The sequence below is a fragment of the Candidatus Krumholzibacteriota bacterium genome (assembly GCA_016931295.1).
Lineage (GTDB): Bacteria > Krumholzibacteriota > Krumholzibacteriia > Krumholzibacteriales > Krumholzibacteriaceae > JAFGEZ01.
In genome coordinates this window covers 89,263-115,555 of sequence record JAFGEZ010000004.1, presented here as the reverse complement: position 1 = coordinate 115,555, position 26,293 = coordinate 89,263, and the positions used below count along the sequence as shown (strand labels likewise).

At 69.3% G+C, this 26,293-nt stretch carries 18 protein-coding genes; 7 read left to right on the top strand and 11 right to left on the bottom strand.

All coding sequences use genetic code 11. The features are described 5' to 3' along the window. Window positions 1–119 precede the first annotated feature (119 nt). On the top strand, window positions 120–1,325 hold the full coding sequence (locus tag JW876_02040; GenBank protein ID MBN1884290.1) for a 2,3-bisphosphoglycerate-independent phosphoglycerate mutase: 1,206 nt from the start codon (window positions 120–122) through the stop codon (window positions 1,323–1,325). Between the two features lie 17 nt (window positions 1,326–1,342). Here the strand turns inward: JW876_02040 and JW876_02035 are convergent, their stop codons facing one another. The 4 genes from JW876_02035 to JW876_02020 all read right to left on the bottom strand — a co-directional run bounded on the left by JW876_02035 (window position 1,343) and on the right by JW876_02020 (window position 5,054). Further along, a complete protein-coding gene (locus JW876_02035) occupies window positions 1,343–2,740 on the bottom strand; it encodes an MBL fold metallo-hydrolase (protein ID MBN1884289.1) in 1,398 nt (465 codons plus the stop codon). Window positions 2,741–2,753: 13 nt separating this feature from the next. Next, window positions 2,754–4,190, bottom strand: a complete 1,437-nt coding sequence (locus JW876_02030; GenBank protein ID MBN1884288.1) for a glycosyltransferase family 39 protein — start codon at window positions 4,188–4,190, stop codon at window positions 2,754–2,756. A gap of 179 nt (window positions 4,191–4,369) precedes the next feature. Next, on the bottom strand, window positions 4,370–4,699 hold the full coding sequence (gene trxA / locus JW876_02025) for a thioredoxin (protein MBN1884287.1): 330 nt from the start codon (window positions 4,697–4,699) through the stop codon (window positions 4,370–4,372). Beyond that, the gene (locus tag JW876_02020; GenBank protein MBN1884286.1) at window positions 4,692–5,054 is read right to left on the bottom strand and encodes a winged helix-turn-helix transcriptional regulator; all 363 of its coding nucleotides are present in this window, start codon (window positions 5,052–5,054) and stop codon (window positions 4,692–4,694) included. Before JW876_02020 ends, trxA begins: the two co-directional genes overlap by 8 nt. A 137-nt stretch (window positions 5,055–5,191) precedes the next feature. On the opposite strand from JW876_02020, the gene JW876_02015 reads away from it, so the two are divergent. Next, window positions 5,192–6,079 (top strand): 4-hydroxy-tetrahydrodipicolinate synthase, encoded by an 888-nt coding sequence (locus JW876_02015; protein ID MBN1884285.1) that lies wholly within the window; start codon window positions 5,192–5,194, stop codon window positions 6,077–6,079. 1 nt (window position 6,080) lies between these two features. Continuing rightward, window positions 6,081–6,875 carry a 4-hydroxy-tetrahydrodipicolinate reductase gene (locus JW876_02010; GenBank protein ID MBN1884284.1) on the top strand — a complete coding sequence of 265 codons (795 nt, stop codon included), beginning with the start codon at window positions 6,081–6,083 and terminating at the stop codon, window positions 6,873–6,875. A 97-nt stretch (window positions 6,876–6,972) separates the two neighbouring features. Here JW876_02010 and JW876_02005 read toward each other — a convergent pair whose 3' ends face one another. After that, a complete protein-coding gene (locus JW876_02005) occupies window positions 6,973–8,223 on the bottom strand; it encodes a DUF4097 family beta strand repeat protein (GenBank protein ID MBN1884283.1) in 1,251 nt (416 codons plus the stop codon). Between the two features lie 258 nt (window positions 8,224–8,481). Here JW876_02005 and JW876_02000 point away from each other — a divergent pair, with 258 nt between their 5' ends. Both JW876_02000 and JW876_01995 read left to right on the top strand, forming a co-directional pair. Then, window positions 8,482–10,224 carry an NAD+ synthase gene (locus JW876_02000; protein MBN1884282.1) on the top strand — a complete coding sequence of 581 codons (1,743 nt, stop codon included), beginning with the start codon at window positions 8,482–8,484 and terminating at the stop codon, window positions 10,222–10,224. Continuing rightward, window positions 10,221–10,727 carry a GNAT family N-acetyltransferase gene (locus tag JW876_01995; protein MBN1884281.1) on the top strand — a complete coding sequence of 169 codons (507 nt, stop codon included), beginning with the start codon at window positions 10,221–10,223 and terminating at the stop codon, window positions 10,725–10,727. The genes JW876_02000 and JW876_01995 overlap by 4 nt, the downstream gene beginning before the upstream one ends. A 97-nt stretch (window positions 10,728–10,824) precedes the next feature. Here JW876_01995 and JW876_01990 read toward each other — a convergent pair whose 3' ends face one another. Next, window positions 10,825–13,227, bottom strand: coding sequence for a T9SS type A sorting domain-containing protein (locus tag JW876_01990; GenBank protein MBN1884280.1), 2,403 nt, complete (start codon window positions 13,225–13,227; stop codon window positions 10,825–10,827). Between the two features lie 220 nt (window positions 13,228–13,447). On the opposite strand from JW876_01990, the gene JW876_01985 reads away from it, so the two are divergent. Next, window positions 13,448–14,323 (top strand): hypothetical protein, encoded by an 876-nt coding sequence (locus tag JW876_01985; protein MBN1884279.1) that lies wholly within the window; start codon window positions 13,448–13,450, stop codon window positions 14,321–14,323. 36 nt (window positions 14,324–14,359) lie between these two features. Here JW876_01985 and JW876_01980 read toward each other — a convergent pair whose 3' ends face one another. From JW876_01980 to JW876_01965, 4 genes are all read right to left on the bottom strand, one after another. Then, window positions 14,360–16,534, bottom strand: coding sequence for a VCBS repeat-containing protein (locus tag JW876_01980; protein MBN1884278.1), 2,175 nt, complete (start codon window positions 16,532–16,534; stop codon window positions 14,360–14,362). Window positions 16,535–16,692: 158 nt separating this feature from the next. Beyond that, window positions 16,693–17,967 (bottom strand): glucose-1-phosphate adenylyltransferase, encoded by a 1,275-nt coding sequence (locus JW876_01975; GenBank protein MBN1884277.1) that lies wholly within the window; start codon window positions 17,965–17,967, stop codon window positions 16,693–16,695. Window positions 17,968–18,099: 132 nt separating this feature from the next. Further along, entirely contained in the window at window positions 18,100–19,524 is a 1,425-nt protein-coding gene (locus tag JW876_01970) for an insulinase family protein (protein MBN1884276.1), read from the bottom strand. Further along, window positions 19,521–21,443: an insulinase family protein gene (locus JW876_01965; protein ID MBN1884275.1), complete on the bottom strand. Its 1,923-nt coding sequence runs from the start codon at window positions 21,441–21,443 to the stop codon at window positions 19,521–19,523. The genes JW876_01970 and JW876_01965 overlap by 4 nt, the downstream gene beginning before the upstream one ends. Window positions 21,444–21,759: 316 nt before the next feature. On the opposite strand from JW876_01965, the gene JW876_01960 reads away from it, so the two are divergent. Continuing rightward, window positions 21,760–24,744 (top strand): hypothetical protein, encoded by a 2,985-nt coding sequence (locus JW876_01960; GenBank protein ID MBN1884274.1) that lies wholly within the window; start codon window positions 21,760–21,762, stop codon window positions 24,742–24,744. Here the strand turns inward: JW876_01960 and citF are convergent. Then, window positions 24,741–26,279: a citrate lyase subunit alpha gene (gene citF / locus JW876_01955; protein MBN1884273.1), complete on the bottom strand. Its 1,539-nt coding sequence runs from the start codon at window positions 26,277–26,279 to the stop codon at window positions 24,741–24,743. The genes JW876_01960 and citF overlap by 4 nt on opposite strands. Window positions 26,280–26,293: the final 14 nt, after the last annotated feature.

Below are 26,293 nucleotides of genomic sequence, written 5' to 3'. Positions count from 1 at the left end.
TCCTTCGGTCGGGAGGTGACGGTATTTCGCTGCTCCTTGACAGATACTCAATCTACCCGATACCCTCGGGTCGTGTAAAGGCGAGACCGGCGCATTGTCAGCGCAAAGGAGAACAAAACATGCTTCGTCATCTCATCCACGTCAACGACAGCAAAATCATCTTCCTGGTGATGGACGGCCTCGGCGGGATCCGCTCGGAAACGTTCCCGAAAACGGCGCTCGAGGCGGCCGCCACCCCCAACCTCGACCGCCTGGCCCGCGAGGGGCTCTGCGGCCGGCACATGCCGGTGGGCATGGGGATCACGCCGGGAAGCGGTCCGGCGCACTTCGCCCTCTTCGGCTACGACCCGCTCGCGCCGGAGAACGACGCCGGCCGGGGCGTGGTCGAGGTGACGGGCGTGGGATACGAGCTCCTCGACGACGACATCGCGATCCGCGGCAACTTCGCCACCGTCGACGCCGGCGGCGTGCTCGTCGACCGCCGGGCGGGCCGGATCCCCCACGAGGAGGGGGTGCGCATCTGCCGGAAGATGCAGGAGGCGATTTCCGCGATCGACGACGTCGAGACGATCGTCATGCCCGTCCGCGAGTACCGCTTCGGCCTCGTGCTGCGCGGGCCCGGCCTCTCGCCCGAGGTCGAGGAGACCGATCCGCAGGCGACGGGGCAGGCGCCCCTGCCGCCGGCGGCATACGATCCGAAGGCGGAGAAGACCGCCGCGATACTCGCGTCCTTCGTCGAAAAGGCCCGCGCGGTCCTCGCCGACGAGAAGAAGGCCAACGCGATCCTGTTGCGCGGCATCTCGCGCAAGCCGGTCATCGCCTCCTTCCAGGAGAGATACCGCCTCGATCCCGTCGCCGTCGCCGCCTACCCCCTCTACCGGGGCGTGGCGCGGCTCTGCGGCATGGCGCTCGCCGAGACGGGCTTCACCGTCGAGGAGGAGTTCGAGACGGTCCGCTCGCTGTGGAAGAAGGACCACGATTTCTTCTTCGTCCACGTGAAGAAGACGGATTCGTACGGGGAGGACGGAAACCACGAGAAGAAGGTCGGGGTGATCGAGGAGGTGGACCGCCTGTTGCCGATGCTGCTCGACCTCGAGCCGGATGTGATCATCGTCACCGGGGACCACTCGACGCCGTGCGCGCTGAAGAGCCACTCCTGGCACCCGGTGCCGTTCCTGATCCGGTCGGCCGTCTGCGGCCCGGACGACGTCGCCGCCTTCCACGAGAACGCCTGCGACCACGGGGGCCTCGGGATCTTCCCGGCGACCTCGATCATGACCGTCGCCCTGGCGAACGCGGGGAAACTGATGAAGTACGGGGCCTGACCGCCGTCAGGCGCGGATCAGGGCCCGTCGGCGCGGAACCGGAAGGTCGCCGCGATCGCCTGGAGCGTTTCCATCCCCCGCCGCTCGGCCGCCTCGTCCTTGTTCGCGTTGACGGAGAGCTGGACCGTGTAGGAAACGCCGTCGCGGAGAATCGCTCCCCACGTCCAGATACCGCCCCCCGAACGGCCGCTCTCGGGCGTGAACTCCCACCGGCCGTGCGCGCCGACCGCTTCCACGCCGCCGATCGACACCGTCTCCGGCCCGGCGACGTGCATCCGGTGCCGCTTCGTCGCGGCGGTGTAGCGCGACACCTCGTCGTAGACGTCCTGCGTGATGACCTCGCTCCGCACCGTCGGCTGCCATCGGACCTCGATCTCGAGGTAGCCGTCCGCGGTGTCGGCGGCCCAGTCGATCCGTCCGCCCCTGCCCTCGACGGCCCCGTCGGTCGTCCGGAACCCGTCGGGCAGATCGAGCGTGAAGGGCGGATCGACGATCGCCTGGACGAGGCGCACGTAGACGGCCCGGACGTTGAAGGGGACGAGGTTGGCGAGGAGGTCGCCCTCGGTGCCCGGTACGGCGACGCTCGTCGCGACGTCGAAGGCCGAGCCGCCGCCCCTGATGTGTCTCTCGCAGAGATCGAGAAGGTAGCGGATGTAGTCGGCCGTCTCCCCGAGGACGCCGGGGCCGGAGACGAAACCGTTCCCCGGCACGACGCGCCGCGGGCCGGTCGCCTCGATCTCGCCGATAATCCGTAACCAGTTGGCGAGATCGGCGCCGTCGTCGCCGAGGTTCGGATGATAGCCTGCGGCGGCGAGCCCGCCGGTGAAGACGACGCGCTCTTTCGGCACGAAGACGACCGCGTCGCCCGCCGTGTGCCCCGGTCCGAAGTACCGCACGAGGACCATGATGCCGCCGAGGTCGATCTCCAGCATTTCGCCGAGAAGCGAGTCAGGCGGGGCGATCTCGACGTCCCGGAGCAGCGCCCACGCCTCGGGACGGTAGGCGCGGTAGTAGTCGAGGTAGACGGGCGAGAACCGGCGCAGATCCTCGGCCGTCTCGGGACGGGCGAGGATCGTCGCGCCCGCGTCTCGGAAGACGGCGTTCCCCCACGCGTGGTCCGGGTGGTAGTGGGTGTTGACCGCCCAGCGCACGGGGAGGTCGGTGACGCCGCGGATCGCCTCGAGCAGCTCCCGCGCGAGGGCGGGGGTGTACCGGGTATCGACGACGAGAACCGCCTCGTCGCCCACGACGAACCCGCTGTTGGCTCCGAGCCCCTCGGCCGCCGAGGGGCCGTCGGCCACCATGGCATAGACGTGCTCCGACACCCTGACCAGGCCGGGGCCGCCCGATTCCCGTCCGCACCCCGCCAGCACCGGCAGGATGGCCAACGCCAGTGCGATCGCTCGTCTCGTCATATCCACCCTTCCGTCATCGTTCGCCGCCCCGCTCCTCGGTGAAGAGCACCCAGTCGCCGGCACGATAGACCATCGCGAGGGCAACGGGGAATCCCGGCTTCCGCCGGAGGTCGGCCATGTCACGCATCGTCGTCAGCCAGAGCCGCCCGGGCTCGCGTTCGATCGCCCGGGCGAGGTCGTCGGGCGTCTCGATCGCACGCCGGTCGAGCGAGCGTCCGCCGTAGAAGAGGAGCCGCGCCGCGCCGATCTCCCCGGGCTGCCGGAAATTCGCCACGCTTCCGCCGGCGGGCAGGAGCCGCGCCGTCATCCCGGCGATCTCGTCGATTTGGTCGTCCACGCGCCGGTGCAGGTCGAGCGGCGTGATCACGATGAGCATCATGAGGAAGAGGAGGACCATGACGAGGACGCGATCGAGCGACCGGAGCCGCTCGCTGCCTCCCTGGCCGGTTTTCCGCCGTGCGGCGAGGAGGCGCGCCGCTTCCCGCGCCGCCATGATCGCGGCGGGCGGGGCGGCCGCGAGAAAGCGTTCGGCCCGCGCGCCGCCCGCCAAACCGAAGAAGATGGCGAGGAGCGCGGCGAAGACGAGGAGGAGGCGGTCGGCGCCCGCCGTTCCGCCCGCCGCGCGCGGCAGGCACGTCCGGATTGCCGCGGCTGCCGCGAGGATCGACCAGGGCAGGCTCGCCGCCCATGCGCGCCATGCGTCGCGGACGGCATCGCCGGCCGCGACGAGCGGGAAACCGCCGAGGCCGCCGCCCGCCCCCGCGCTCCAGGCGAGGCCGGCGGCGAGGGCTCCCGCCGTGGCGACGAGAAACGCCGGCCGCCCGAACGCCGCCCGGCGTCCCTGGTCGGCCGCGAGGGCGGCGAGTCCCGCCGGGAGGAGGAAAAGCCCGGCCGCGCCCGCCGAGAAGACCGCGCAGGCGACCCCCGCGCCCCACTCCCAGGCGCCGTCCGGCGCGGGAAGCCGCAGCAGGCCGAGAAGCGCGAGCGCGACGGAGAGGGCGAGGAAGACCTCCGGCGACGCGTGCGGCGCATACCTGCCGAAGAAGGGGCTGGCGACGAGGAGCAGGGCGGCGAGGAGCCCCGCGGCAGATCGGTCGTCCGCCGCCGCGGCCGCGGCGGCGGCCCGCACGAAAGCCACGGCGGCGAGCGCGAGGAAAACGAAGGGAAGCCGGACTGCCCAGCCGCTCGCGCCGAGGAGGCGGATCGACGCGGCCGCCGTCCAGAGGGGAAGCGGCGGCGTCCCCGGAACCGCCTCTCCGTCGAACCGCGCCGGCCAGAGGTTGCCCCCGGCGGCCTCTCGGGCCTGCTCGGCGAAGACCGCCTCGCCGGTGGCGGGGAGCGTGCCCTCCCAGATCCCCCATCCCGTCACGACCAGGGCCGAGAGGAAGAAGAGGAAGAGGAGAAAGGATCCCCGGCTGTCCTCCCCGGCGAGAAACGGCAACTCCTTCACGGCATCCTTCCCTTCCAGGCAGTTGCGCCCGGCCCGGGGCGCGTCGATGCGGGCCGTCGCGTGAGTATACCGCCCCCCGGCGGCGGCGCATACAAAAAATGCCCGGCCGGGCGTATCCGTGCCGCCCGGCCGGGCCGATCATTCTCCGTTCGTTGCGACCGCGGGGGCCGGGCGGAACGCTATCCGAGGTGCTTGTCGATGAACTTCTTGAGGATCTCCTTGGGCGCGGCGCCCGACATCGAGTCGACCTCCTCGCCGCCCTTGAAGACCTTGAGCGTGGGAATCCCCATGATCCCGTAGCGGATCGCGATCTCCCTGCTGTCGTCCGTGTTGAGCTTGACGAACGAGACGGCGGCGCCGTACTCGCCGGCAAGCTCGTCGAGGACCGGCGCGATCATCTGGCAGGGACCGCACCACGGGGCCCAGAAATCCACGACCACGGGAACGGTGCTGTCGAGCACCTCCGCCTGGAAGGTATCCTCGCCGACATGCTTGATGTTGTCACTCATCGTTTCCTCTCCTTGCGTCCGATTGCCTGACGCCGCACCTGCTCAGACACGAGAGCATGGTGGCGACGTTCTTCTCAGTGAGACGATAGTACGACCGGGGCATCTCCTTGCGGTTCATCACGATCCTGTTGAGCCGGAGGATCCGGAGCTGCTGCGAGACGAGCGACTGCTTGAGCCCCGTTTTCTCGCAGATCTGCGAGACCGTCAGCTCGCCGTCCGCCAGCAGGTTCACGATCCGCAGCCGGGCCGGACTCGACAGGGCCTTCAGGATCTCGGCGAACCGCTCGATCCGGTCGACGGGCAGCGGGCCGCTCCCGCTTCCCCGTTCCGCCTTTCTTGCGTCGTTCCGTTTCATATGAATATTATAATATCATAATATCAATACTTGTCAAGAAAAAACGTCCGGCGCTTGACACCCCCGGCGGGGAGCGCCTAGAGTCGAGGCGCGCCGGCCGGAACGGCCCGGCGAAACCGGAGAAGGAGGTCCCCAGCATGCTCCACGGTCTCTTCGTCGCCCTCGTCACCCCGTTCACGCGCGAGGGCGCGCTCGACGAGGCCCGGCTGACCGAGCTCGTCCGCCTGCACGTCGAGGCGGGCACCGACGGCCTCGTCCCGTGCGCCACGACCAGCGAGAATCCCGCCCTCGAGGACGCGGAATGGGCCCGCATCGTCGAGATCGCGGTCCGCGAGGCGGCGGGGCGCCTGGCGGTGTACGCCGGGTGCGGCACGAACTCGACGACCCGCTCGATCGCGAACATCCGCCGCGCGCGCGACCTCGGGGCAAACGGGGCGATGGTCGTCACCCCCTACTACAACAAGCCGACGCAGGAGGGGCTCTACGCCCACTTCTCCGCGCTCGCCGACGAGGGCGGGCTCCCGCTGATGCTCTACAACGTGCCGGGGCGGACGGGCGTCAACCTCGCCGCCGGCACCGTGGCCCGCCTCGCGCCGCACGAGCGGATCGTCGCCGTCAAGGAGGCGAGCGGCGACCTCGAGCAGATGTCGGAGATCGTCCGCCTCTGCGGCGACCGCGTGTCACTCCTCTCGGGGGACGACGGGATCGTCCTCGCCGTCCTCGCCGTCGGCGGGCGCGGCGTGGTGAGCGTCGTCGGCAACATCGTGCCGCGGGACATGCTCGGTTTGATCGACGCCTTCGAGCGCGGGGAGATGGCGGAGGCGCTCGAGCGTCATCTCCGCCTGCTCCCCCTCTGCCGGGCGATGTTCCTCGAGACGAACCCGATGCCCGTCAAGACGGCGATGAACCTCCTCGGGCGCGACGTCGGCGAGGTGCGGCTCCCCCTCGTGCCGATGCGCCCGGAGACGCGCGCGGCGCTCGCCGAGGCGCTCGCCGCCTACGGCCTCGAGCCGGGGGAGGCGTGAGATGGGCAAGCCCGTGCGGATCGCGGTCTGCGGCGCCCTCGGGCGGATGGGCCGCGCCGTCGCCGAGGAAGCGGCCAACTGGCCCGGGATCCGGATCGCCTCGCTCGTCGAGGCGCCCGAACACCCGGGGATAGGCGAGCTGATCGGCGGCGTCGCCGTCGCCGCCGACGGCCCCGCGATCCCCGGCGACGCGGACGTCCTCGTCGATTTCACCAGGCCGGCCTCGGCGGCGAAACACGTCGAGGCCTGCGCCGCGGCGGGCACGGGCGCGGTCGTGGGCACGACGGGATTCTCCCCGGCGGAGACCGGCGCGATCCACCTGGCCGCCGGGCGCATCCCCCTTCTCCTCTCCCCGAACATGTCGATCGGCGTGAACCTCCTGCTTCGTCTCGCCGGCGATGCGGCCCGCGCCCTGCCCGGCTTCGACGTCGAGATCGTCGAGATCCACCACGGCGGCAAGAAGGACGCCCCGAGCGGGACGGCGGCGGCCCTCGCCGCGGCCGTCGAGGAGGCGCGCCCCGGCCTGCGCCGCGCGCATGGCCGCGAGGGACTCACCGGCCCGCGCGATGCGGCCGAGATCGGCATCCACTCGCTGCGCGGGGGCGACGTCGTCGGCGAGCACACCCTCGTCTTCGCCGGCGAGGGGGAGCGGGTCGAGCTGACCCACCGCGCGCACTCGCGCCGGACCTTCGCCCGCGGCGCGCTCGCCGCCGTCCTCTTCGTCGCCGGCCGGGTTCCCGGGCTCTACAACATGCGCGACGTCCTCGCCGCGGCGGCGGCGGACACGAACGGGTGATCGCCGCGCCCGGGCGGAACGGATTGGACGCAACGAGGGCCCGGCGCTGCTCCCGGGCCCTCGTCACTGCGTCGGGTCGCTGTTCTCTCCGGGGTTCTCAGTCTCCCTTGCGAATGATCACGTTGCCGTTGATCGTCCGGATTTTCACGCGGTGCTCGCCGCCGTTGACCTCTCCCGTGCCGTAGATGTACTTGCGCTTCTGGCCCCACTTCCGCTTCCACTCGGTCGTGCGCTCGATCTTCATGTCGAAGTCGCTCTCGATGCGGCACTCGCGCCGGTGATTTTTCGTGTAGGCGATCTCGACGTCGAATTCCATCGAGAGCCCGGGGGGGACGGTGAGCTCGATATCGCCGCCCATCGATTTCAGCTCGACGTCGCGCTTTCCCTCGCCGGGATCGCCGACCATCGTCACCTCGACGTCACCGCCCATCGTCACCGCGCTGATCCAGCCGTCGACGGCGTCGAGCTCGATGTCGCCGCCCATCGTCTTCGCCTTGCAGAAGCCTCCCGCGCTGCCGACGTGGATATCGCCGCCCATCGTCATCACGCTCGCGCCCACCGGGGCCTCGTTTACCCTGATGTCGCCCCCCATCGTCGTCACGTTCACCTTCTCCGCGCGGCCGACGTCGATGTTGCCTCCCATCGTGCGGAGCGTGACGTCCCGGGCCGGATAATCGACGTCGAGATCGCCGCCCATCGAGGTGATCGAGACGTCGCGGTCAGGCGAGTGGCCCTTGCCGCCGCCTCCCGTGACGTCGGTGTAGGTGACGTCCCCGCCGAGCGTCGAGCCGGTGAGGTCGCCGACGACCCGTTCGATTCGCACGTCCCCGCCCAGCGTCTTCACCTTGCCGTCGACGCGGGAGTCGGCGACCTCGACGTCGCCGCCGTATGTCGTCATGCGGATCGTCCCGTCGATCCGCGAGAAGGTCATGTCGCCGCCGAGCGTGCGTCCGGTCAGCCGGCCCTCGATCCCCTCGCACGCGATGTCGCCGCCGTAGGAGCTGAACTCGATGTCGGTCTCACGCGGAACGCGGAGGACGATGTCGGCGTCGGCCCGGCACCGGTGCATCCAGTTGTTTGCCTCGATCTCGATCTCGAGGCCGCGGCGCTTCCTGTCGAAGTCGACGTCGACGTCCTCGCGTTCTGTGCCGGTGATCCGGACGACCGCCTCGGCGCGGTTCTCGTCCCATCCCTCGATCCGGATGTCGCCGCCGCATTTCATCGTGATCTTCACCGTGCCGCCGGGATCGAGGTCGAAGCTCTTCTCGACGTTCCGTTCCCGGCCGCCGCCGAAAACGATCGCCGGGACGAGCAGAATCGCCAGGAGGATCGGGAGTGCGCGTCTCATCGCCGTGGTCCTTTCGTGTGCGGGGGACGGAACGGGCCGGCAACCCGAAAGGGGCCTTTCGCCGGATCCGCGATCACCTTGCTCCACGTCACCGTTCCGTTCCCCCGTATCGTCGTGTCCTGTTCCATATCCGGATTACGGCCCCGGGCGTGAAGAGGTTGCATCCCCCGGGAGGCTTTCGCTTTTCGCCCGCCCGGGGCGCGTGGTACAATCCGCCCGCCGGGAAAGGAGCGCCGCGTGAAAACGACAAACGGAACGGTGCGGATCGGTCTCGCCCAGGTGAATCCCACGGTCGGCGACCTCGCGGGAAACGTCGGGCTCGTCGGGCGTCTCGTCGCCGAGGCGAAGCGGGCCGGCGTCCAGCTCCTCGCCTTTCCCGAGCTCGTCATCTGCGGCTATCCCCCCGAGGATCTCCTGCTCAAGCCCCGCTTCCTCGCCGACTGCGAGGCGGCGCTCGCGCAGGCGGCCTCGCTGGCGCGCGGGATCGCGCTCGTCGTGGGCGCGCCGGAGAAGCCCGACCACCGCGGCGGCCATCCGTACAATACCGCCGTCCTGCTGTATCGCGGCAGGATCGCCGCCCGCTACCGCAAGATCCATCTGCCGAACTACGGCGTCTTCGACGAGCAGCGATACTTCTCGGCGGGCGAGGCACCCCTCGCCGTCGATCTCGGCGGCCTCCGCGTTGGCCTCAGCGTCTGCGAGGACGTCTGGGTCGACCGCGGCCCGGTCGAGGCCCTCGCCTCGGATGCGGAGACGGGCGTCGTCGTCAACATCTCCGCCTCTCCCTACCACCGGCGGAAGGGCCCCGAGCGGGAGCGCCTCATGCGGCGCCGGGCGAAGGAGAACGGCATCTGGCTCTTCTACGTCAACCTCCTCGGCGGGCAGGACGAGCTCGTCTTCGACGGGAGCAGCGTCATCGCCGATCCCGCGGGCCGCACCGTCGCCCGCGGGCGGCCCTTCCGGGAGGACCTCATCGTGGCCGACGTCCCCGTGCCCGCGCGTCCCGCCGCCCCACGCGGCCGCCGGCCGCGCGCGGCGGCCCGCCCCGCGATCGTTCGCCTGCCGGCCCTCTACCGGCCGGCGCGCCGCCCGCCCCTCCGGCGCCGGCGCACCGGGCACCTCGCCCCCGTCGCCGAGGTCTACGAGGCCCTCGTTCTCGGCACCCGCGACTACGTGGACAAGAACGGATTCTCGCACGTCGTCCTCGGGATCAGCGGCGGGCTCGATTCGGCGCTGACGGCCGCGATCGCCGTCGACGCCCTCGGCCGCGACCGCGTGACGGGGGTCACGATGCCCTCGGGATACACGTCGGAAGAGACGCTGGCCGACGCGCGCCGCCTCGCCGCGTCCCTGCGGATCGAGCTGCTCGAGCTGCCGATCGGTCCCGCGCACGACGCCTACCGCGGCATCCTCGGCGACGCGGGGATCGCGGCGCGCCTCGATGTGACCGAGGAGAACATCCAGGCGCGGATCCGGGGGAACCTCCTCATGGCCCTCTCGAACGCGCGCGGCTGGCTCGTCCTTACCACGGGAAACAAGAGCGAGACGGCGGTCGGATACTGCACCCTCTACGGCGACATGGCCGGCGGCTTCGCCGTCCTCAAGGACGTCCCCAAGACGCTCGCCTGGGCGCTCGCCCGCGACCGCAACCGCCGGGCCCGGCAGGAGACGATCCCCCGCTCGATCATCCGCCGCCCCCCCTCGGCCGAGCTGCGCCCCGGCCAGTGCGACCAGGACTCCCTTCCCGCCTACCGGATCCTCGACCGCGTGATCGAGCTCTACGTGGAGCACGACCTCTCCGTGGACGAGATCGTCGCTCGCGGGATCGAGCCGGCGACGGCGCGGCGGACCGTCGACCTCATCGACCGCAACGAGTACAAGCGGCGGCAGGCCCCCCCGGGGATCAAGATCACCCCGAAGGCCTTCGGACGCGACCGCCGCCTCCCGATCACCAACCGCTACCGCGACCGCGGCCGGCGTTCGGGCCCGACCGGGCCATGAACCGGGCCGGCGGGATCGTCGAGGGGCGCTTTCCCCACATCCGCCCCTATCGCCGCGAGGACCACGGCGGCGTCGTCGCCACGATCCGCGCAACCTACGCCGACCTCGCCTACACGATGGACTTCGCCGCCTTCGACCGGGATCTCGAGGACATCGAGATGAGCTACCGCGACGGGGGTGGCGAGTTCTGGGTGCTCGACGACCACGGCGACGTCGTCGGCTGCGTCGGCGTCACGCCGGTCGACGTCGAGACGTGCGAGCTGCACCGCCTCTACCTCCGCCGCTCGATCCGCGGGCGCAACTGGGGCCGGCGGCTCCTCGAAACGGCGGTCGACTGGGCGCGGGAGGCGGGCTTCCGGCGGATGGTCCTCTGGTCGGATATCCTCTTCGCCCGTGCGCGCGAGGTGTACGAGAAGAACGGTTTCACCGCGACGGAGCGGACGCGGGCCGTCGACCCGGTCAACCCGACCAGCGTCGAACGGCTGTTCACGCGAAACCTGTGAGCGGGGAGAGGCCGGACGCCGTCGAGGCTCGCCCGGCGGCCGTCTCCCGCCGCGGAGGGCCGGCATGCGCCGGAAGGGAACGCATGCCGCCGCCTTGTCAGCGCAGCAGGATCATCTTCTTCGTCTCGCCGAACGCGCCCGCGTCGAGCCGGTAGAAGTAGACGCCGCTCGCCGCGGTCGCGCCGCCGGCGATCCGGCCGTTCCATTCCACGCGGTGCCTCCCCGCCGGCCGCTCCCCGTCGACGAGCGTCGCCACGAGACGTCCGGCGACGTCGTAGACCCGGAGCGAGACGCGCCCGGCCTCGCCGAGGTCGAAGGCGATCACGGTGCGGGGATTGAAGGGGTTCGGCACGTTCTGCGCGAGGAAGGTCGCGCCGGCCGGCGGCGGCGTGTCGCCGCCGGTGACGCCTTCCGGCGAGACCGAAGCGAAGCCGCTCTCGTTGCCGTGGACGTCGACGGCGGCGATCCGGTACGAATACCCCGCGTCCCACCGCCACTCGGCGTCGAACCACGCGGCCTCGCCGGGCGTGGCGACGAGGTTCTCCGGCGAGGGCTCGAAACCCGGATCCGTTTCCCGGTAGATCGCGTAGTGATGGAGATCGGGTTCGGCGTTCTCCTCCCATGCGAGGTTCAGCCCCTCGGGGACGTAGCTCTGCTCGGCGACCGCTCCGACCGGGGCGGCGGGGGAGAGGTTGTCCACCGAATAGCCGCTGTCGACGGGGGAATCGAAGAAGAGATACTGCAGCGGCGTATGGGCGGTGACCATGAAATGCTGCCATCCCGGATCGGCTCCCGTCGAGTCGTACAGGCTCACGGCCGTGAAGGCGTAGCTCTCGACGTACCGGGCGGGGACGGTGGCGAGCCATTCCCACGAGTACCCGCCGGAGCCGAGGCGCACGGCCGGCCCCTCGAAGCCGGGCGGCACGTCCGGTATCCCGCCGGCGGCGTCATCCCCGGGGGCCGTGACCGCCGCAACCGGGGCGGACAGCCGCCGCCACACCGAGTAATGGGTGATCTCGGTCAGCGGCAGGACGTCGCAGGCGCTCGCGTCCCAGTGGATCGTCAGCTTGCCCCCCTGGTCGCGCGGGACGTCGAGGACCCCGGCGATCAGCGGCTGGTCGGGCAGCAGTCCCGCGGGGGAGACGCGCCGCGCGTAGATGTCGTGGTTTCCGTCGCGGAGATCGTCCCATGCGACCATCGCACCGCCGTCGCCGTCGAGGACGAGCGCGGCATCCGTCTGATTCCCCTCGACCTCGCAGATCGCGACGCCGTCCGCGGTCCACCGCGCGGCGCCCGAGGCGGCGATGCGCTGCGCGAAGACGTCGTAGTCGCCGCCTCGCACGTCGTTCCACGTGACGTAGGCCCCGCCCTCGCCGTCGGCCGCGATCTCGATATAGTACTGCCCCACCGCCAGGGTGCAGACGGGCATGCCCGTGCCCGCCCAGAGGACCGTCCCCGCGGCGCTGACGCGCTGGACGTAGGCGTCGTAGTTGCCCGCGCGGCTGTCGTGCCAGACGACGATCGCCCCGCCGGCGCCGTCGGTCGCGATCCTTGGGTACTGCTGGTTCGCCGTCGTCGAGCAGAGGGGGACGCCGCTCGCCGTCCACAGGAGATCCCCCTTGTCGTCGATCCGCTGCGCGTAGGCGGCGTCGTGCCCGGTTCGGGGATCGTCCCACGCGACGATCGCGCCTCCCGAACCGTCGGCGATCATGTCGACCGACTCCTGGTCGGCGGCGGCCACGCAGAGAGGCGCGCCGCCGGCGGCCCATTGCGCGGCCCCCGAGGCATCGATCCGCTGGGCGTAGAGATCGTCGTTTCCGTTCCGGTCGTCGATCCACGCCACGACGGCCCCGCCGGCGCCGTCGGAGACGATCCGGGCGTTCATCTGGTCGTACTTCGCGTCGCAGACGATGACGCCGCCGGTTGTCCACTGCATGACCCCCGAGGCGCTCACGCGCTGCGCATAGATGTCGTAATCGACATCGCGGAGGCATTCCCACGCCACGATGGCGCCCCCGGCGCCGTCCGGGGCGATCCATGGCCTGTTGAACATGTCGGCGACGGCGCAGACGGCCACGCCGTCGGCTCCCCACAGCACGTTTCCGGCCGCGTTGACGCGCTGGGCGTAGATCTCGGGAGAGAATCCGTTCCGGTTGTCGCGCCAGACGACGATCGCCCCGCCGGCGCCGTCCGAAACGACCCGTTGAGAGTACTGCGCCCCCGTCGCGGTGCAGAGCGCGACGCCGTCGGCCGTCCAGAGGACCTCTCCCGTGGCGTCGATGCGCTGGGCGTAGATATCGTCGTCCACGCCGCCGCGATGATCGCTCCAGACGACGATCGCCCCGCCGTCGCCGTCGGGAATCATCTCGACGTATTGCTGCGTGCCGCCGGCCGTGCAGACGGGCAGGCCGTCCGGCATCCAGACCGCGCCGAGCGGCGGCGCGGCGAGAACCACGAGACACATGCCCGCCAGGATCGATGTCTTCCAGTTGCCGTTCATTGTCGTCACTCCCTGTCGAATCGTCCGTCGTCGCCGTGGACATGCCGATGCCGCATCCGGCGCCCCGCCGCGCGTCCCGCGTCGGGCAACACATTCTCATATTGTACCACATGTTGCGACGATTCCGGTTGACAGAATCCGGCTCCGCCCCCAGGATGTCTCGCGAGTTCGCCTCCTCCCGTGTTCGATCGAGGTCCCGGCACCCGGAAAGGATGCGCCGATGAAACCATCCCGGACGATTCTCACGGCGATCGCATGCATCATGCTGGTCGTCGCCGCCGGCTGCAGCGACGACGACACCGTCGGGCCCGCGCCCGAGGAGGCGCTCGACCGCCCGCCCATTCCCGAGCCGACGTACTATGCCGGCCCGGTTCCGGAGAAATCGATGGAGCTCGTGGTGAAGACGGTGAAACTGTCGACGTACATCGCCTCGGTCGACAGCGTCTGGCCCAGTCCCGGCTGGTGCTGCGACGGGCCCGGCTGCGATTTCCAGTGCAGATTCTCCGCGACGTACCCCGGCCCGAACCGGATGAAGCTCGTCGAGGGCGACACGATCGTCACGGCGTACGACTCGCTCTTCACGAACATATATTACACGTATCCATCAAGTTACGGCGTGATGAACTGCAACCAGCTCTCCGCGTCCCCCTACATCCAGCACGTCCGCTACTGGGTGCGGCTCGGCAGCGTCGAGCGGTACTCGGGAAGCACGTCGGTCACGGTGACGCGGTCGACGACGCGGGGCGTCGAGACGACGAAGGCCGAGGAGTTCGGGCGGACGATCGGGATGTCGGCCACCGTCTCGGGAGGCCTGTTCGTGAACTTCTCGGCGACCCTCAGCGCGGAGTTCTCCTACTCGTCGTCGACCTCCATCACGGTGAGCGAGGAGGAGACGGTGGAGGAGTCCTTCACGATCGCCTGCCCCGATAACAAGAACATCGTCTACTGCGTCTGGCAGCTGGTGGACGATTTCCGGATATTCGGCCCCGGCGGCGAGCCGTACGAGGATCCCAACTACCGGTTCACCCCCGGCACCCACAGGGCCGTCTGCCCGACGGCGGAGTTCGTGCCGATGACGACGTACTTCGACAACTAGCGCCCGGCGATCCGCGAACGCGCGCCGGCGCCGGCGCTAGTCGGCCGTCGTGTTCATCATGACCGAGATCGCGCCCGATGCCGGGTTGGTGACGGCCAGATCCGGGTCGCCGTCCCCGTCGAGATCCCCCGCGGCCATGCCGGCGGGCGCCGTGCCGCCCCAGAATCCGCCCAGGAACGAGAAATTCCCCGCACCGTCATTGAGCAGGATCGAGACGCATTCGCCTTCTCCGTTCAGGGAGGCCAGATCGGTGTCGCCGTCCAGATCGAAGTCGCGCGCGGCGATGCGATAGGGCCGGCCGTTCGTAGAGACCTCGCGCGCCGGATCGAAGGTCCCGTCGCCATGTCCCGTGAACAGCAGCACGCAGTCGGGGTACATGTGCACCGCGGCGAGATCGACGCGGCCGTCGCCGTCGAGATCCTCGACGACGAGGTACATGGTGTTTCCGTCGACGTCGAGCACCGAGGTCGCCTGGAAGGTCGCGTTGCCGTCGTTCGACAAAATGAACACCTCTCCCTGGTTCGCATCGGCCACGGCCAGGTCGGTGTCGCCGTCGCCGTCGAAATCGTGCCCGGCGATCGACGTCGGGTATCGCCAGTCGCCGAGGCCGTGCTCGCGGGGCGGATCGAATGTCCCGTCCCCCCCGTTCATGAGGATCGAGATGTACGTCGCCATGTAATTCGCCACGGCCAGGTCGGCATGCCCGTCGCCGTCGAGGTCGCACGCACAGGCGGCGTGGGGCGAGTCGCCGGCGTCGTATTCGACGGGAGGGTCGAACGTCCCGTTCCCGGCATTCAGCATGACGGCGACGGTGTTCTTCGGAGCGGAGCAGGTGACGACGAGATCCGCCTGGCCGTCGTTGTCCAGGTCGCTCGCGAAAATCGAACCGAGCGCGCCGTCGATCGGGTATCCGGGCCCCGGCGAGAAGGATCCCCTGCCGTCGTTCATGAACACCGACACGCCGTTCCGGCTTGCCGCGACGGCGAGATCGAGATCGCCGTCGTTGTCGAGATCGGCCGCCACGATCGATTCCGGCGATTCCCCCGCATCGTACCGCCGCCGGTCCGTCGGATAACGGCCGGTTCCGTCGTTGACGTAGATCACCATCGTATTGCTCGTGGCGTTGACGGCCGCGAGATCCGTCGCGCCGTCCCCGTCGAAATCGGCGGCGCACACCGAGCGCGGGCCGGCGCCCGCCTCGTACGCGTCGTGCGACGCGCCGTGATCCTCCGACCGGAAGATCCACAGGTCGTATGAATACGTATTGACCGAGATCAGCTCGTTTTGCCCGTCGTCGTCGAGATCGGCCGCCACGAGATCCCCCGGCATGGCGCCGGCGCCGAAGACGGTCGGCGCGCCGAACGTGCCGAGTCCGTCGTTCTCCAGGCAGAACAGGTACGGCCCGTTGAGATCGGCTCCCACCAGGTCCTCATCGCCGTCCGCATCGATGTCCAGGGAAACAAGGGCGGACGTGCCGTACGCGGATCCGCCTTCATACCCCACCGAGTCGGCGAACGTCCCGTTCCCCTCGTTCAGCAGCACGGAGATGCCTCCCATGAAGTCGAGCGTCGCGAGATCCTCGTGGCGGTCCCCATCGAAATCGGCCGTGCAGACGACCCCGGGTCCGGGCCGCACGTCATGGCAGGTCGTCGTGTCGAAGACGCCGTTCCCGAGGTTGTCCAGCACGCATACGTCGAGGCCCAAGCCCACGTACACGGCGTCGGGAATGCCCGCGCCGTAGACGTCGCACATGGCGAACGACGAGATATAGCAGTCGACGGAATAGTCGAGTCTCCTCGTGAACGTCCCGTTTCCCCTGCAGAAGTACGTCGAGATGGAGCGGGACGACCTGTTCGCCACGACCAGGTCCTTCACGCCGTCGCCGTCGATGTCGCAGGCGCTGATGCCGATCGGATCCTGCCCCACGTCATAGGTCCCGGCCTCGCGGAACAGACCGCGGCCGTCATTCAGGAATACCGAGAGGTCCTCGGAATCGGAGTTCGCCGTGACCAGGTCGACGTCGCCGTCGGAATCGAAATCCCCGGCCGAGATCCCGCACGGTTCATCGCGGACCAGGTACACGAGCCGCGTATCGAACATCATGAAGAAATCGTCCGGGGGAGACGGGTTCGGGGGCGCGACGGCCGAATCCTCGCTGCACGAGACGGACAGGGCCGCGAATGCAAGAATGCACGCAATGACAGGCTTCATTGCGAGCCTCCTCTCCGGTTCGCACGCACTATCAAAGGATCGTCGCGTCATTGTAGCACTGATTTCATAAAAGGTATCGTGGTTTATCTCGCGAACGCTCGCCGCCCGCCCGGCACGAAACCGACCGGCCGTTCTCAGGTGAGGCCAGTTGATCGGCCTCAGATCCGCAGGCCGTCCGGGAGGACGGCGCCCTTGGGGACGACGACGATGCCGTCGCGGATGTAGTAGCGCTCCTCGGGGTCGTCGTAGCGGTCGAGTTGGCGGCGGTTCTCGATGACGACGTCGCGGCCGATGAGGACGTTCTTGTCGACGATCGCCCGGCGGATGCGCGCGTTCGGGCCGATCCCCGCCCGAGGCTGCTCGGCGCCGCAGTCCTCCGCCCCCTCGTAATGGTCCGCCCCCATCACGAGCGAATCGGCGACGACGGCGCCGGGGCCGATCCGGGAGCGCACGCCGACGATCGAGCGGACGATCCTGGCGCGGCCGATCTGGCAGCCGTTGTTGATGATCGATCGCTCGATCGTCGCCTTCTCCAGCTTCGAGCCCGCGAGAAAGCGCGGATGAGTGAAGAGGGGCGAGCGCGGATCGAAGAGGTTGAACGCCGGATCGGGCGCGAGCAGGTCCATGTGCGCACGGTAGAACGAGCGGATCGTCCCGATGTCCTCCCAGTACCCGTCGTAGAGCCACGCGTTCACGCGGAGCCGCTCGAGGGCCTGGGGGATGAGCTCCCTGGCGAAATCGACCACCGTCGGCTCGCGATCGAGCGTCTCGCGGAGCGCCTCGGACCGGAAGACGTAGATCCCCATCGAGCCGAGGTAGGGCCGGCGGCGGGCCTCGCCGGCGGTGAGCCCGAGAACGCGCGTGTCGGTCTTCATCCGGCTGAGGACGCTCCGTTTTGGCTTCTCGCGGAACTCGACGATCCGCCCCGAGCGGTCGGCGCGCAAAATGCCGAACTCCCCGGCGCGCGACGCGGAGACCGGTTTGACGGCGATCGTGATGTCGGCGCCGCTCTCCCGGTGGTGCCTGAGGAACTCGCGGAAATCCATCCGGTAGAGGTGGTCGCCGGAGAGGATGACGACGTCGCGGCAGGGATAGTCGTCGAGGTGTGGCAGCGCCTTGCGCGCCGCGTCGGCCGTCCCCTGGAACCAGTCGCGCGAGGCGTGCGTCTGCTCGGCGGCGAGGATCTCCACGAAGCCGTGGCTGAAGTTGTCGAAGCGGTAGGTGGACGAGACGTGCCGGTTCAGCGAGGCGGAGTTGAACTGCGTGAGGATGTAGATCCGGTCGATCCCCGAGTTGATGCAGTTGCTCACCGTGACGTCGATCAGCCGGTAATTGCCCGCCACCGGCACGGCCGGTTTCGACCGCGTCTTCGTGAGGGGGAAGAGCCGCGTGCCGCGCCCCCCGCCGAGCACCACCGCCGTCGTCGATTCCATCCCGATCGCCTCCCGTTGATGTCTCCCCGCCATTCTACCCGGAACGAACGCGGGGCGCCACCCGTTCCAACCAAAAAAAGCGGGGACGCCGGCATCCGCCGGCATCCCCGCGACTGGCGTGTTCCGGCGGCGCTACTCGGCCTCGAGATCGATCGTGTCGACCTCGCCGAACTCCTCGAGTGGCCGGTCGAACTGATCGCGGTCGCCCACGACGAGGATGGTGAGCCGGTCGGGGTGCAGGTAGGTCCTCGCCACCCGGCGGATGTCCTCGACGGTCATGGCCGCGTAGGCGGCCATATCGCGCTCCGGCGTATCGAGCGGGCGCCCCTGGAAACGCAGTTGGACGAGTCGCCTGACGACCTGCGCCTTCGACTCGTAGTCGAAAACCTGGCTGTTGACGTAGGAGTCGACCGCCTTGCGGACCTCCTCCTCGGTCGGCCCCTCGTCGCGCATGCGCTCGATCTGCTCGATGATCAGCTGCATCGCCCGGCTGTACTCGTCGGCCTTCGTCTGCGCGTAGGCGCGGAAGACGCCGACGGTCCAGGGATCGGCCGAGTACCGCGAGCCGGTCGAGTAGGCGAGCCCCGCGTCGGAGCGGACCTTCTCGGTGATCCACGAGGTGAAGCTGCCCCCGCCGAGGATGTAGTTCATGATGTCGACGGCGCAGCGGTCCTCGTTGTTCGCGTTGATCCCCTCGTGTCCGATCGCCATGTAGGCCTGGTTGATGTCCTTGTAGGCGTAGTGCCACGATGCGGGCGGAAGCAACCGAAGGGGCGGGACCTCGGGGATCTCGGCGGCGCCCGGCGCCCAGTCGGCGAAGGCGCCGTTCAGGGCGAGGACGATCTCGTCGCGCGTGACGTCCCCGCTGATCCCGATGACCGCGCTCCCCGGCCTGACGTATGCCTCGTGGAAGGCGGCGAGGTCGTCGCGGGAGATCGCCGACACGCTCGCCGCGGTCGCCTCGCGGGCGTAGGGGTGGTCGCCGTAGATCAGCCGGTTGAACTCGCGGCTCACGATGCGGCGCGGCTGGTCGTTGCGCCGCAGGATCTCCTCGAGCATCGTCTTCCGCTTCATCTCGACCTTCTCTTCGGGGAAGGCCGGGTGGATGAGCAGGTCGGCGAAGATCCCGAGGATCGCGTCGAGATCCTTCTTCAGGCAGTTGAAGGAGAAGGTGGCGCCGAGGGCGCCTCCCTCGAACTCGATCCGGGCGGCGCGGAACTCCAGCTCGTCGTTGAGTCGGTCGGAGGGCCACGCCTCGCTCCCGCCGTTGCGCATCGTCCAGACGGCCATGTCGTTCAGCCCCGTCTTCTCCGGCGCGGGGAACCACGTCTTCACCTGGATGACGACGTCGACGACGGGGATCTCGTGATCCTCCACGAGGAAGCCCGCGAGGCCGTTGTCGAGCGTGATCTCGGCCACCTCGGGGGTCTTGATGTCGAGCGGTTCGTACTCGAGATCGCCCGGATGGGGGCGCGTGTCCTTCCCGGCGGGCGCCGGCGTCGCGAGTGCGAGCACCGCGGCCGCCGCCAGGATCGTGAAGAGGAGTCTTTTCGTCATTTCGATTCTCCCTTCTCCGCCCCGCCGTCATCGTCCTGGACGAAGCCGGCGGCCTTCGCTCGCTCGTAGAGCTCGAGCCCGAGCGCCTGCCGCTCCTCGTCCGACCGCAGGCTCTGGAACCGCTGCATGATCTCCATTCGCTCCGCCTGGTCGAGGCTCATCACGTAGGCCTGGATCGCCTGCATGTCCACCTCGGGCTCCCCGCCTCCGGCGGCGTCGGCGTCCTCCTCCACCTTGACCCGCCAGCCGACGGTGCGGTTGCGCTCGGTGAAATACGTGCCGGCGACGCGCATGACATCCTCGGCGGTGACCTCCTTGATCCGCTCGTACCGGTCGAAGATCTTCCGGTAATCGCCGAGATAGAGCTCGCCGAAGAGCACCTGGAAGGCGATCCCCAGGTTGGAGCCGAGCTGCCGGATCGTCTGGGCGTCGATCTGGTTCTTGATCCGCTGCAGCTCGCGTTCTGTCACCGGCTCGGTCTTCAGCCGGTCGATCTCGGCGACGATCGCCGCCTCGACCTCCTCGATGGTGTGCGGCGCCCGCGGCTCGGCCGAGACGATCACGAGGTTGTCGTAGCGGTTGCCGGGACCCGTGGAGCAGTTCGGCGGGTCGGCGGTGAGCTCCTGCTTTTCGTAGATCGAGGTGTACAGGCGGCTCGTCCGGCCGCTGGCGAGGATCTCGGTGATGACGTCGAAGACGACCTCGTCGGGATCGGGGTGGCTCGGCTTGTGCCACGCGAGCATCAGCCGCGGGTTGGCCGTGTGCTCGATGACCACGCGGCGCTCGCCCTGCTGTTCCGGCTCGCGCGTCTCGACCGGGGTCGTGGGCTCCTGGGCCGGGATGGGGCCGAAGTACCGCCTGGCGAGCTTTTTCGCCCGCTTGTAGTCGATGTCGCCGACGAGAACCACCGTGGCGTTGTTCGGCGCGTAGAAGCGGCGGTTGTATGCGGTCAGCTCCTTGCGGTCGATCGTGAGCAGGTCGCTCATCCAGCCGACGACGGGCCACTTGTAGGGACAGGCGGTGAAGGCGACCGAGTAGAAGGCCTCCTCGAGCATCTCGTCGGGGTCGTTCTCGCTGAGCCTGCGCTCCTCCATGACGACGTCCCGCTCGGACCAGAACTCGCGGAAGACCGGCTCGGCCATGCGGTCGCTCTCGAGATCGAGCCAGAGCTCGAGCCGGTTGGCCGGCAGGTAGGCGAAGTAGACGGTGAAGTCGTACGAGGTGCCCGCGTTGAGGAAGCGGGCGCCGTTGTTCATGTAGGTCTCCCACAGCTCGTCCTTCACCATGAACCGGCGCTGCTCGTCGAGCAGGCGGTGGATCTCGCCCCACGCCTCCTCGTACTCGAGGTAGAGGGCGAGGTAGTCGGTGTCGCCGTCGGCGAGCAGATACTTCATCGCGGCGAGGGAGTCGGGCATGCGCTCCATCGCGCGCACCTTCTCGACGAGCAGGGCGTTCTGGGCGGCCTTCGACGCGCCGAGCGCCTCGTTCTCCTCGTCGGTGAAGGTGGCGAGGACATCCCGCGAGAAGCCCTTGAAGACGCCGAAGCGCCATTCGCCGAGCTGCTTGCGGAGCTCGATCGTCCGCTCGCCGAGCTCGTCGGTCTTCTCGATGTAGGGGATCTCGCTGTCGTAGTCGGTCGTTCCGATCATCTTCGTGCCCTTGAACATCATGTGCTCGAGCAGGTGGGATATCCCCGTGACGTTCGGCCACTCGTTCGCCGAACCGACGTTGAAGACGACCGCGCAGAAGACCACCGGGGCCTCCGGCCGCTCGACGACGAGGAATTTCATCCCGTTGTCCAGCTCGAACTCCTTGACCTTCTCGACCAGGGTGTCGGCGGTCGCGGCCGTCCCCGCGAGAACGAGCGCGACCAGCGCGACGAGAACCGGGACGAAACGGCCCCTTCTCGATCCAGACATGCCTCCTCCTTTCGGAAGCCGTGCGCCGCGGCGAACGCGGCGGCGTCGACGCCGCCGGCGCCCCCCGCGGGGACGCCGCGGCGCGGTGCGAAGAACGCCGCCTCCAGGGCGCGGCGGGAACGGATATCCTAGCAGCACCGCCCGCTCCGGGCAACCGGATTCATTGCGATGAAACGTTTCCGCGGCGCCGGTTGTATACGTACGGACGCCCCGCCTGGCGCGGGCGGCATCTGCCTTGCGCCTCTTCGCGGGCCTGTGCTACGCTCTCGGAACCGACGAGCCGGATCGGCATCCGGCCGGGGAGGAAGGGAAACCGATGCGACGCGCCGGAACAGCCATCATACTGCTTGCCGCGATCCTCTGTATCGCCGCGGGCGCCCCGGCCGTCGAGCCGGGGATCCGCGAGACGAGCCGCATTCCCGGTATCGACGAGGAATACTGGCAGCAGCGGGCCGATTACGAGATCGACGTCTCCCTCGACCCCGCGGCGAAGATTCTCGCGGGCCGGGAGCGTATCCGCTACAAGAACAACTCGCCCGACACGCTCGAGCGCTTCTACCTGCACCTCTACGCGAACGCCTATCGCGACAAGGTGACCCCGCTGTGGCGCGATTTCCATCCCGGGATCCTTTACTTCTTCCGCGGGATCGACGAGAGCCGGCGCGGGTGGATCGAGATCGATTCCCTCGCGGTCGACGGCGTGGCCGCCGCCTTCACGGTGGACGGAACGATCCTCGAGTGCGCGTTCACCCGCCCGCTTCCCCCGGGCGCGACCGTGACGATCGACGCCGCCTTCCGGGAGAAGATCCGGCGGCGCACCGGTCGGGCCGGATGGTCAGGCTCGAACTTCGCCCTCGCGCAGTGGTACCCGAAGATGGTCGTCTACGACACGGACGGCTGGCATCCCGACCAGTTCAGGCTCGGCGAGTTCTACGGGGAATTCGGCGACTACGACGTCCGGATCACCCTTCCCGAACCCTGGGTCGTCGCGGCGACGGGGCTCCCGGTGGAGGGGGATCCCGGCTGGGACCGCAACGCGCCGCCGCGCGCGCGGGCCGGCAAGCCGGCCCGGGGCGGCCACCCCGGCGGGCATCCCGGGGGCCATCCCGGGGCACGGCCCGGCGGAGCCGCGCCGACCGAGGCCGCGGCATCCGCGGGCCCGCCGAAGACGGTGCGGTTCACCGCCGAGCGGGTGCACGATTTCGCCTGGGTGACCGACCCGACCTTCGCCGTGCAGGACACCCTCTGGCACGGGATCCGCGTGATGAGCATCTTCCGCTCGTGGAACGCGGCCTGGGCCGACACGACCCTCGCCCACACGCTGCGCGCCCTCGCGTGGCTCGAGAAGACGGCGGGGCCCTGCCCCTGGCCGCAGATCACCGTCGCCGACTCCCCCGGGCACGGGGGGATGGAGTACCCGATGCTCTGCATGAACGGGTACGTCGACGAGTCGCTCGTCCTGCACGAGGTTGCGCACAACTGGTTCTACGGCGCCCTCGCCAACGACGAGCGCGACGAGGCGTGGCTCGACGAGGGATTCGTGCAGTACCTGATGTTCCGCCGCGCCGGCGAGCGCGGAACCGGAGGCGGTCACGGCGCCTCCATGTGGGAGGGGATCTCGCGGCCCGTCATAGAGCAGCACCGCGACGGCTTCGCCGAGCGGACCGCGACGCCGCACCACGAGCTCGTCAACGGCGCGCACACCACCGTCTACCTGAAATCGGCCCTCTTCCTCCGGGCCCTCCGCTACAGGATGGGTGGGGAGGCCTTCGACGAGGCCCTCCGCCTCTACGTGGATCGCTGGAAGTACAAGCACGTCGACGAGGAGGCCTTCCGCTCCGTCTGCGAGGAGGTGTGCGGCGAGAGCCTCGGCCTCTTCTTCAAGGAATGGCTGCACACGACGAAGACCTGCGACTACCGTCTCGCGCGCTTCACCCGAGAGAAGACGGCCGGGGGATGGAAGACGCGCGTGCTGATCGAGCGGAAGGGCGAGATGATCATGCCCCTCTCGCTCGCCTTCCGGCTCGAGGACGGCAACACCGTCGTCGAGCGGATCGACGGGATGCCGCGGACGATCGACCGGACCTTCGATTTCCAGATCAGGCCCCTCTCGTGCGAGATCGATCCGGACAACGAGATCCTCGACACCTACGAGCTCGACAACCGCCTGCCGCGGCGCCGGTCCCTCGCGCTCGACCTTCGCCCCGGCGCGCCCTGGCCGCACGACGCCTACGAGTACCGCGTGCTGCCCTTCGGCTTCTACAACGACGTCGACGGGGGCGTCGCCGGTCTTCGGCTCCGCGGCTCCTACGACGGGTCGTACAACAACCTGACGCTGCAGGGCACGTACGGCTTCGAGAGCGGAAAGGCCGGCGTCTACGCCGCCTGGGAAACCCCCTTCGGCTACCTGGGAAAGGAATCGCGGTTCGGTGCGGACGTGTTCGTCCGCGAAGGCCGCCGGGGCGCGACGGCCCGGATCTCGACGATCCGCCGGTCCTCGCTCGCCGAGCCGCTGGCGAAGCACATCTCCGTCTACCTCCGCTACCACGAGCTGACCGATTCGGCCTACGTCTTCCCGTGGACCTACGACGAGGGACAATTCATCGAGGCGGGGCTGACCTTCGCCCTCTACCCGCGCACCGACATCGCCGACGGCGCCGTCCGCCTCGACCTCTCGCGCTCCACCTGGGGGAGCGACGACTCGTGGGAGCAGGCCGTCTTCGAGGCGACGCTCGTGCCGACCCGCCGCTTCCCCGGCCCCGTCGATCCCTCGCTGCGGCTCTGGTTCGGCCACAGCTCGATCGACCCGCCGCTGCAGGAGCGCTTCAACCTCGCCGGCGCGGGCCCGCTCGACAAGGAGCGCTATTTCTGGCTCAGGAGCGTCGGCGGCTTCCCGAAGGACGACTACGGCCGCTTCCACGTGCCGGGGGACGCGAACCTGCGCGGCTACTACGCCGGCGACTTCAGCTTCAAGCGCATCGTCGCCGCCAATGCCGAGCTCTCCATTCCCTTCCCGCTGCCCGGCGCGCGCCGCTGGCGCCCGCTTGGCGACCGGCGGCTCTACCTCTTCGGCGACGCCGGGTCGGTCCTCGACGCCCGGCCCCTCGAGGCGCTGCCCCCGGCGATGCGGGCGGGATTCGACGAGACGATCTTCGACGGCTTCCTCGCCGACGCGGGCGTGGGCATCAGGATCTGGCGCATCACCGTGGAGCTGCCCGTCTGGGTGAGCAATCCCGTGCTGAACGGGGAATCAAACGAGTGGGACCTGCGCTGGACCGTCGGGATCGACAGCCTCTTCTAGGGAACGAGCTGGCGGACGGCGTCGATCACGGTGCCGTCGCGATACTCGACGAGGCAGACGACCCGGTCGCCGAAGGTCGGCTTCCGCGGCTTCCCCGTGATACCGATCGCTATCTCGTGCAGCTCGCCGATCGTTTTGAGCGGCAGCGCGCTCCCCTTCAGGCGGTCGAGGATGTCCCCCCGGGCCGGGTTCACCGCGATCCCGTACTCGGTGACGACCACGTCGATCGTCTCGCCGGGCGTCGTGATCGAGACGACCTCGTCGACGATCGTCGGCACGCGGCCGCGTACGACCGGCGCGGTGACGATCGTGATGCCGGCGTCGCAGACGTCCTGGAAGCCGCCGATGCCGTGCAGCAGCCACCCGTCGGAATGGGTGTTGACGTTGACGTTGAAATCGACGTCGATCTCGGTGGCCCCGAGGACCGCCGCCTTCACGCGCGTCGCGAAGCAGCCCTTCGTGTGGTAGCAGTAGGAGGTGAAGGGGCTGGTCTCGACGTGGCGCGGGTTCTCACGCAGCGACCGCACGCCGTCGAGGTCGAAGCACTGCCCGTCGAGAATCCACCCGATGAGGCCCTCCTCGAGCATCTCGACCATGTACTTGTTGGAACCGCCGCGGGCGAAGTCGGCGCGAAGCCCCTTGCGGCGCATGATGTCGGCGAGGTACTTGATGAAGGCGAGCGATATCCCGCCCGCGCCGGCCTGGAAGGAGAAGGCCGGCTCCTCCATGATGCCGATCGCGTCGACGAAGGCGGCCGCGTACTTCGCGATCATCAGCCTCGTGGGCGACCGGGTGATGCGCGTCGTCCCCGAGATGATCTGCTCCGGGTCGCCGAGCCGGTCGACCGTGCAGACGTGATCGACGTTGCCCCCCATGATCGGCCACGGGTAGTTGGGGAAGGGCACGAGGTTGTCCGTCACGACGACGACGTTCTCCGCGTAGAGGGAGTCGGCGAGCCCGTAGGAGACCACGCCGCACGCCGAGGGCCCGTCGAGGCCGTTGACGTTGCCGTGCTCGTCGGCCTGCGGGGCGGCGATGAACGCGGCGTCGACGTGGATGTCGCCGTCCTGGATCGCGCGGTAGCGGCCGCCGTGCGAGCGGAGGATGCAGCAGCGGGACATCTTCCCGAGCGAGCAGGCCTCGCCGACCGGTCCGTTCATCGACCCCTCGATATGCGAGATCACGCCGCTCTCGACGTGGCCCACGAGCGGCTCGTGCACGGGGAAGAGGGCCGAGGGGGCGAGGGTCAGGTTCCGGAGGCCGCGTGCGGCGAGACGGTCGACCACCATGTTGACCAGGCCGTCGCCGTTCCTGAGGTGGTGGTGGAAGGAGACGGTCGCGCCGTCGGCCAAATTGCACGCCTCGATCGCCTCGTCGAGGGACGCCCGCAGCTTGTTCCCGTAATCGGCGACCGCCCGCACCGGCGGGGCGGCCTTCCGCCCGCCGCCGCGATCCGCGTGCGCCCCCGCGAAGGGGCGAAGACGGCGCCCGTCGATCTCCTCGGGGATCATCCGCCCCGCCGCGTTCCTGACCATCTTCATCGCTGACA

Excerpts from the sequence above, each read along its gene's own strand:
- JW876_01985 (MBN1884279.1), top strand. The coding sequence starts at position 13,448 with ATGAAACCATCCCGGACGATTCTCACGGCGATCGCATGCATCATGCTG.
- JW876_01975 (MBN1884277.1), bottom strand. The coding sequence starts at position 17,967 with ATGGAATCGACGACGGCGGTGGTGCTCGGCGGGGGGCGCGGCACGCGG.
- JW876_02020 (MBN1884286.1), bottom strand. The coding sequence starts at position 5,054 with ATGAAACGGAACGACGCAAGAAAGGCGGAACGGGGAAGCGGGAGCGGC.
- trxA (MBN1884287.1), bottom strand. The coding sequence starts at position 4,699 with ATGAGTGACAACATCAAGCATGTCGGCGAGGATACCTTCCAGGCGGAG.
- JW876_02010 (MBN1884284.1), top strand. The coding sequence starts at position 6,081 with ATGGGCAAGCCCGTGCGGATCGCGGTCTGCGGCGCCCTCGGGCGGATG.
- JW876_01960 (MBN1884274.1), top strand. The coding sequence starts at position 21,760 with ATGCGACGCGCCGGAACAGCCATCATACTGCTTGCCGCGATCCTCTGT.
- JW876_02040 (MBN1884290.1), top strand. The coding sequence starts at position 120 with ATGCTTCGTCATCTCATCCACGTCAACGACAGCAAAATCATCTTCCTG.
- citF (MBN1884273.1), bottom strand. The coding sequence starts at position 26,279 with ATGGTCAGGAACGCGGCGGGGCGGATGATCCCCGAGGAGATCGACGGG.
- JW876_02005 (MBN1884283.1), bottom strand. The coding sequence starts at position 8,223 with ATGAGACGCGCACTCCCGATCCTCCTGGCGATTCTGCTCGTCCCGGCG.
- JW876_01970 (MBN1884276.1), bottom strand. The coding sequence starts at position 19,524 with ATGACGAAAAGACTCCTCTTCACGATCCTGGCGGCGGCCGCGGTGCTC.
- JW876_01965 (MBN1884275.1), bottom strand. The coding sequence starts at position 21,443 with ATGTCTGGATCGAGAAGGGGCCGTTTCGTCCCGGTTCTCGTCGCGCTG.
- JW876_01995 (MBN1884281.1), top strand. The coding sequence starts at position 10,221 with ATGAACCGGGCCGGCGGGATCGTCGAGGGGCGCTTTCCCCACATCCGC.
- JW876_02015 (MBN1884285.1), top strand. The coding sequence starts at position 5,192 with ATGCTCCACGGTCTCTTCGTCGCCCTCGTCACCCCGTTCACGCGCGAG.
- JW876_01990 (MBN1884280.1), bottom strand. The coding sequence starts at position 13,227 with ATGAACGGCAACTGGAAGACATCGATCCTGGCGGGCATGTGTCTCGTG.
- JW876_01980 (MBN1884278.1), bottom strand. The coding sequence starts at position 16,534 with ATGAAGCCTGTCATTGCGTGCATTCTTGCATTCGCGGCCCTGTCCGTC.
- JW876_02035 (MBN1884289.1), bottom strand. The coding sequence starts at position 2,740 with ATGACGAGACGAGCGATCGCACTGGCGTTGGCCATCCTGCCGGTGCTG.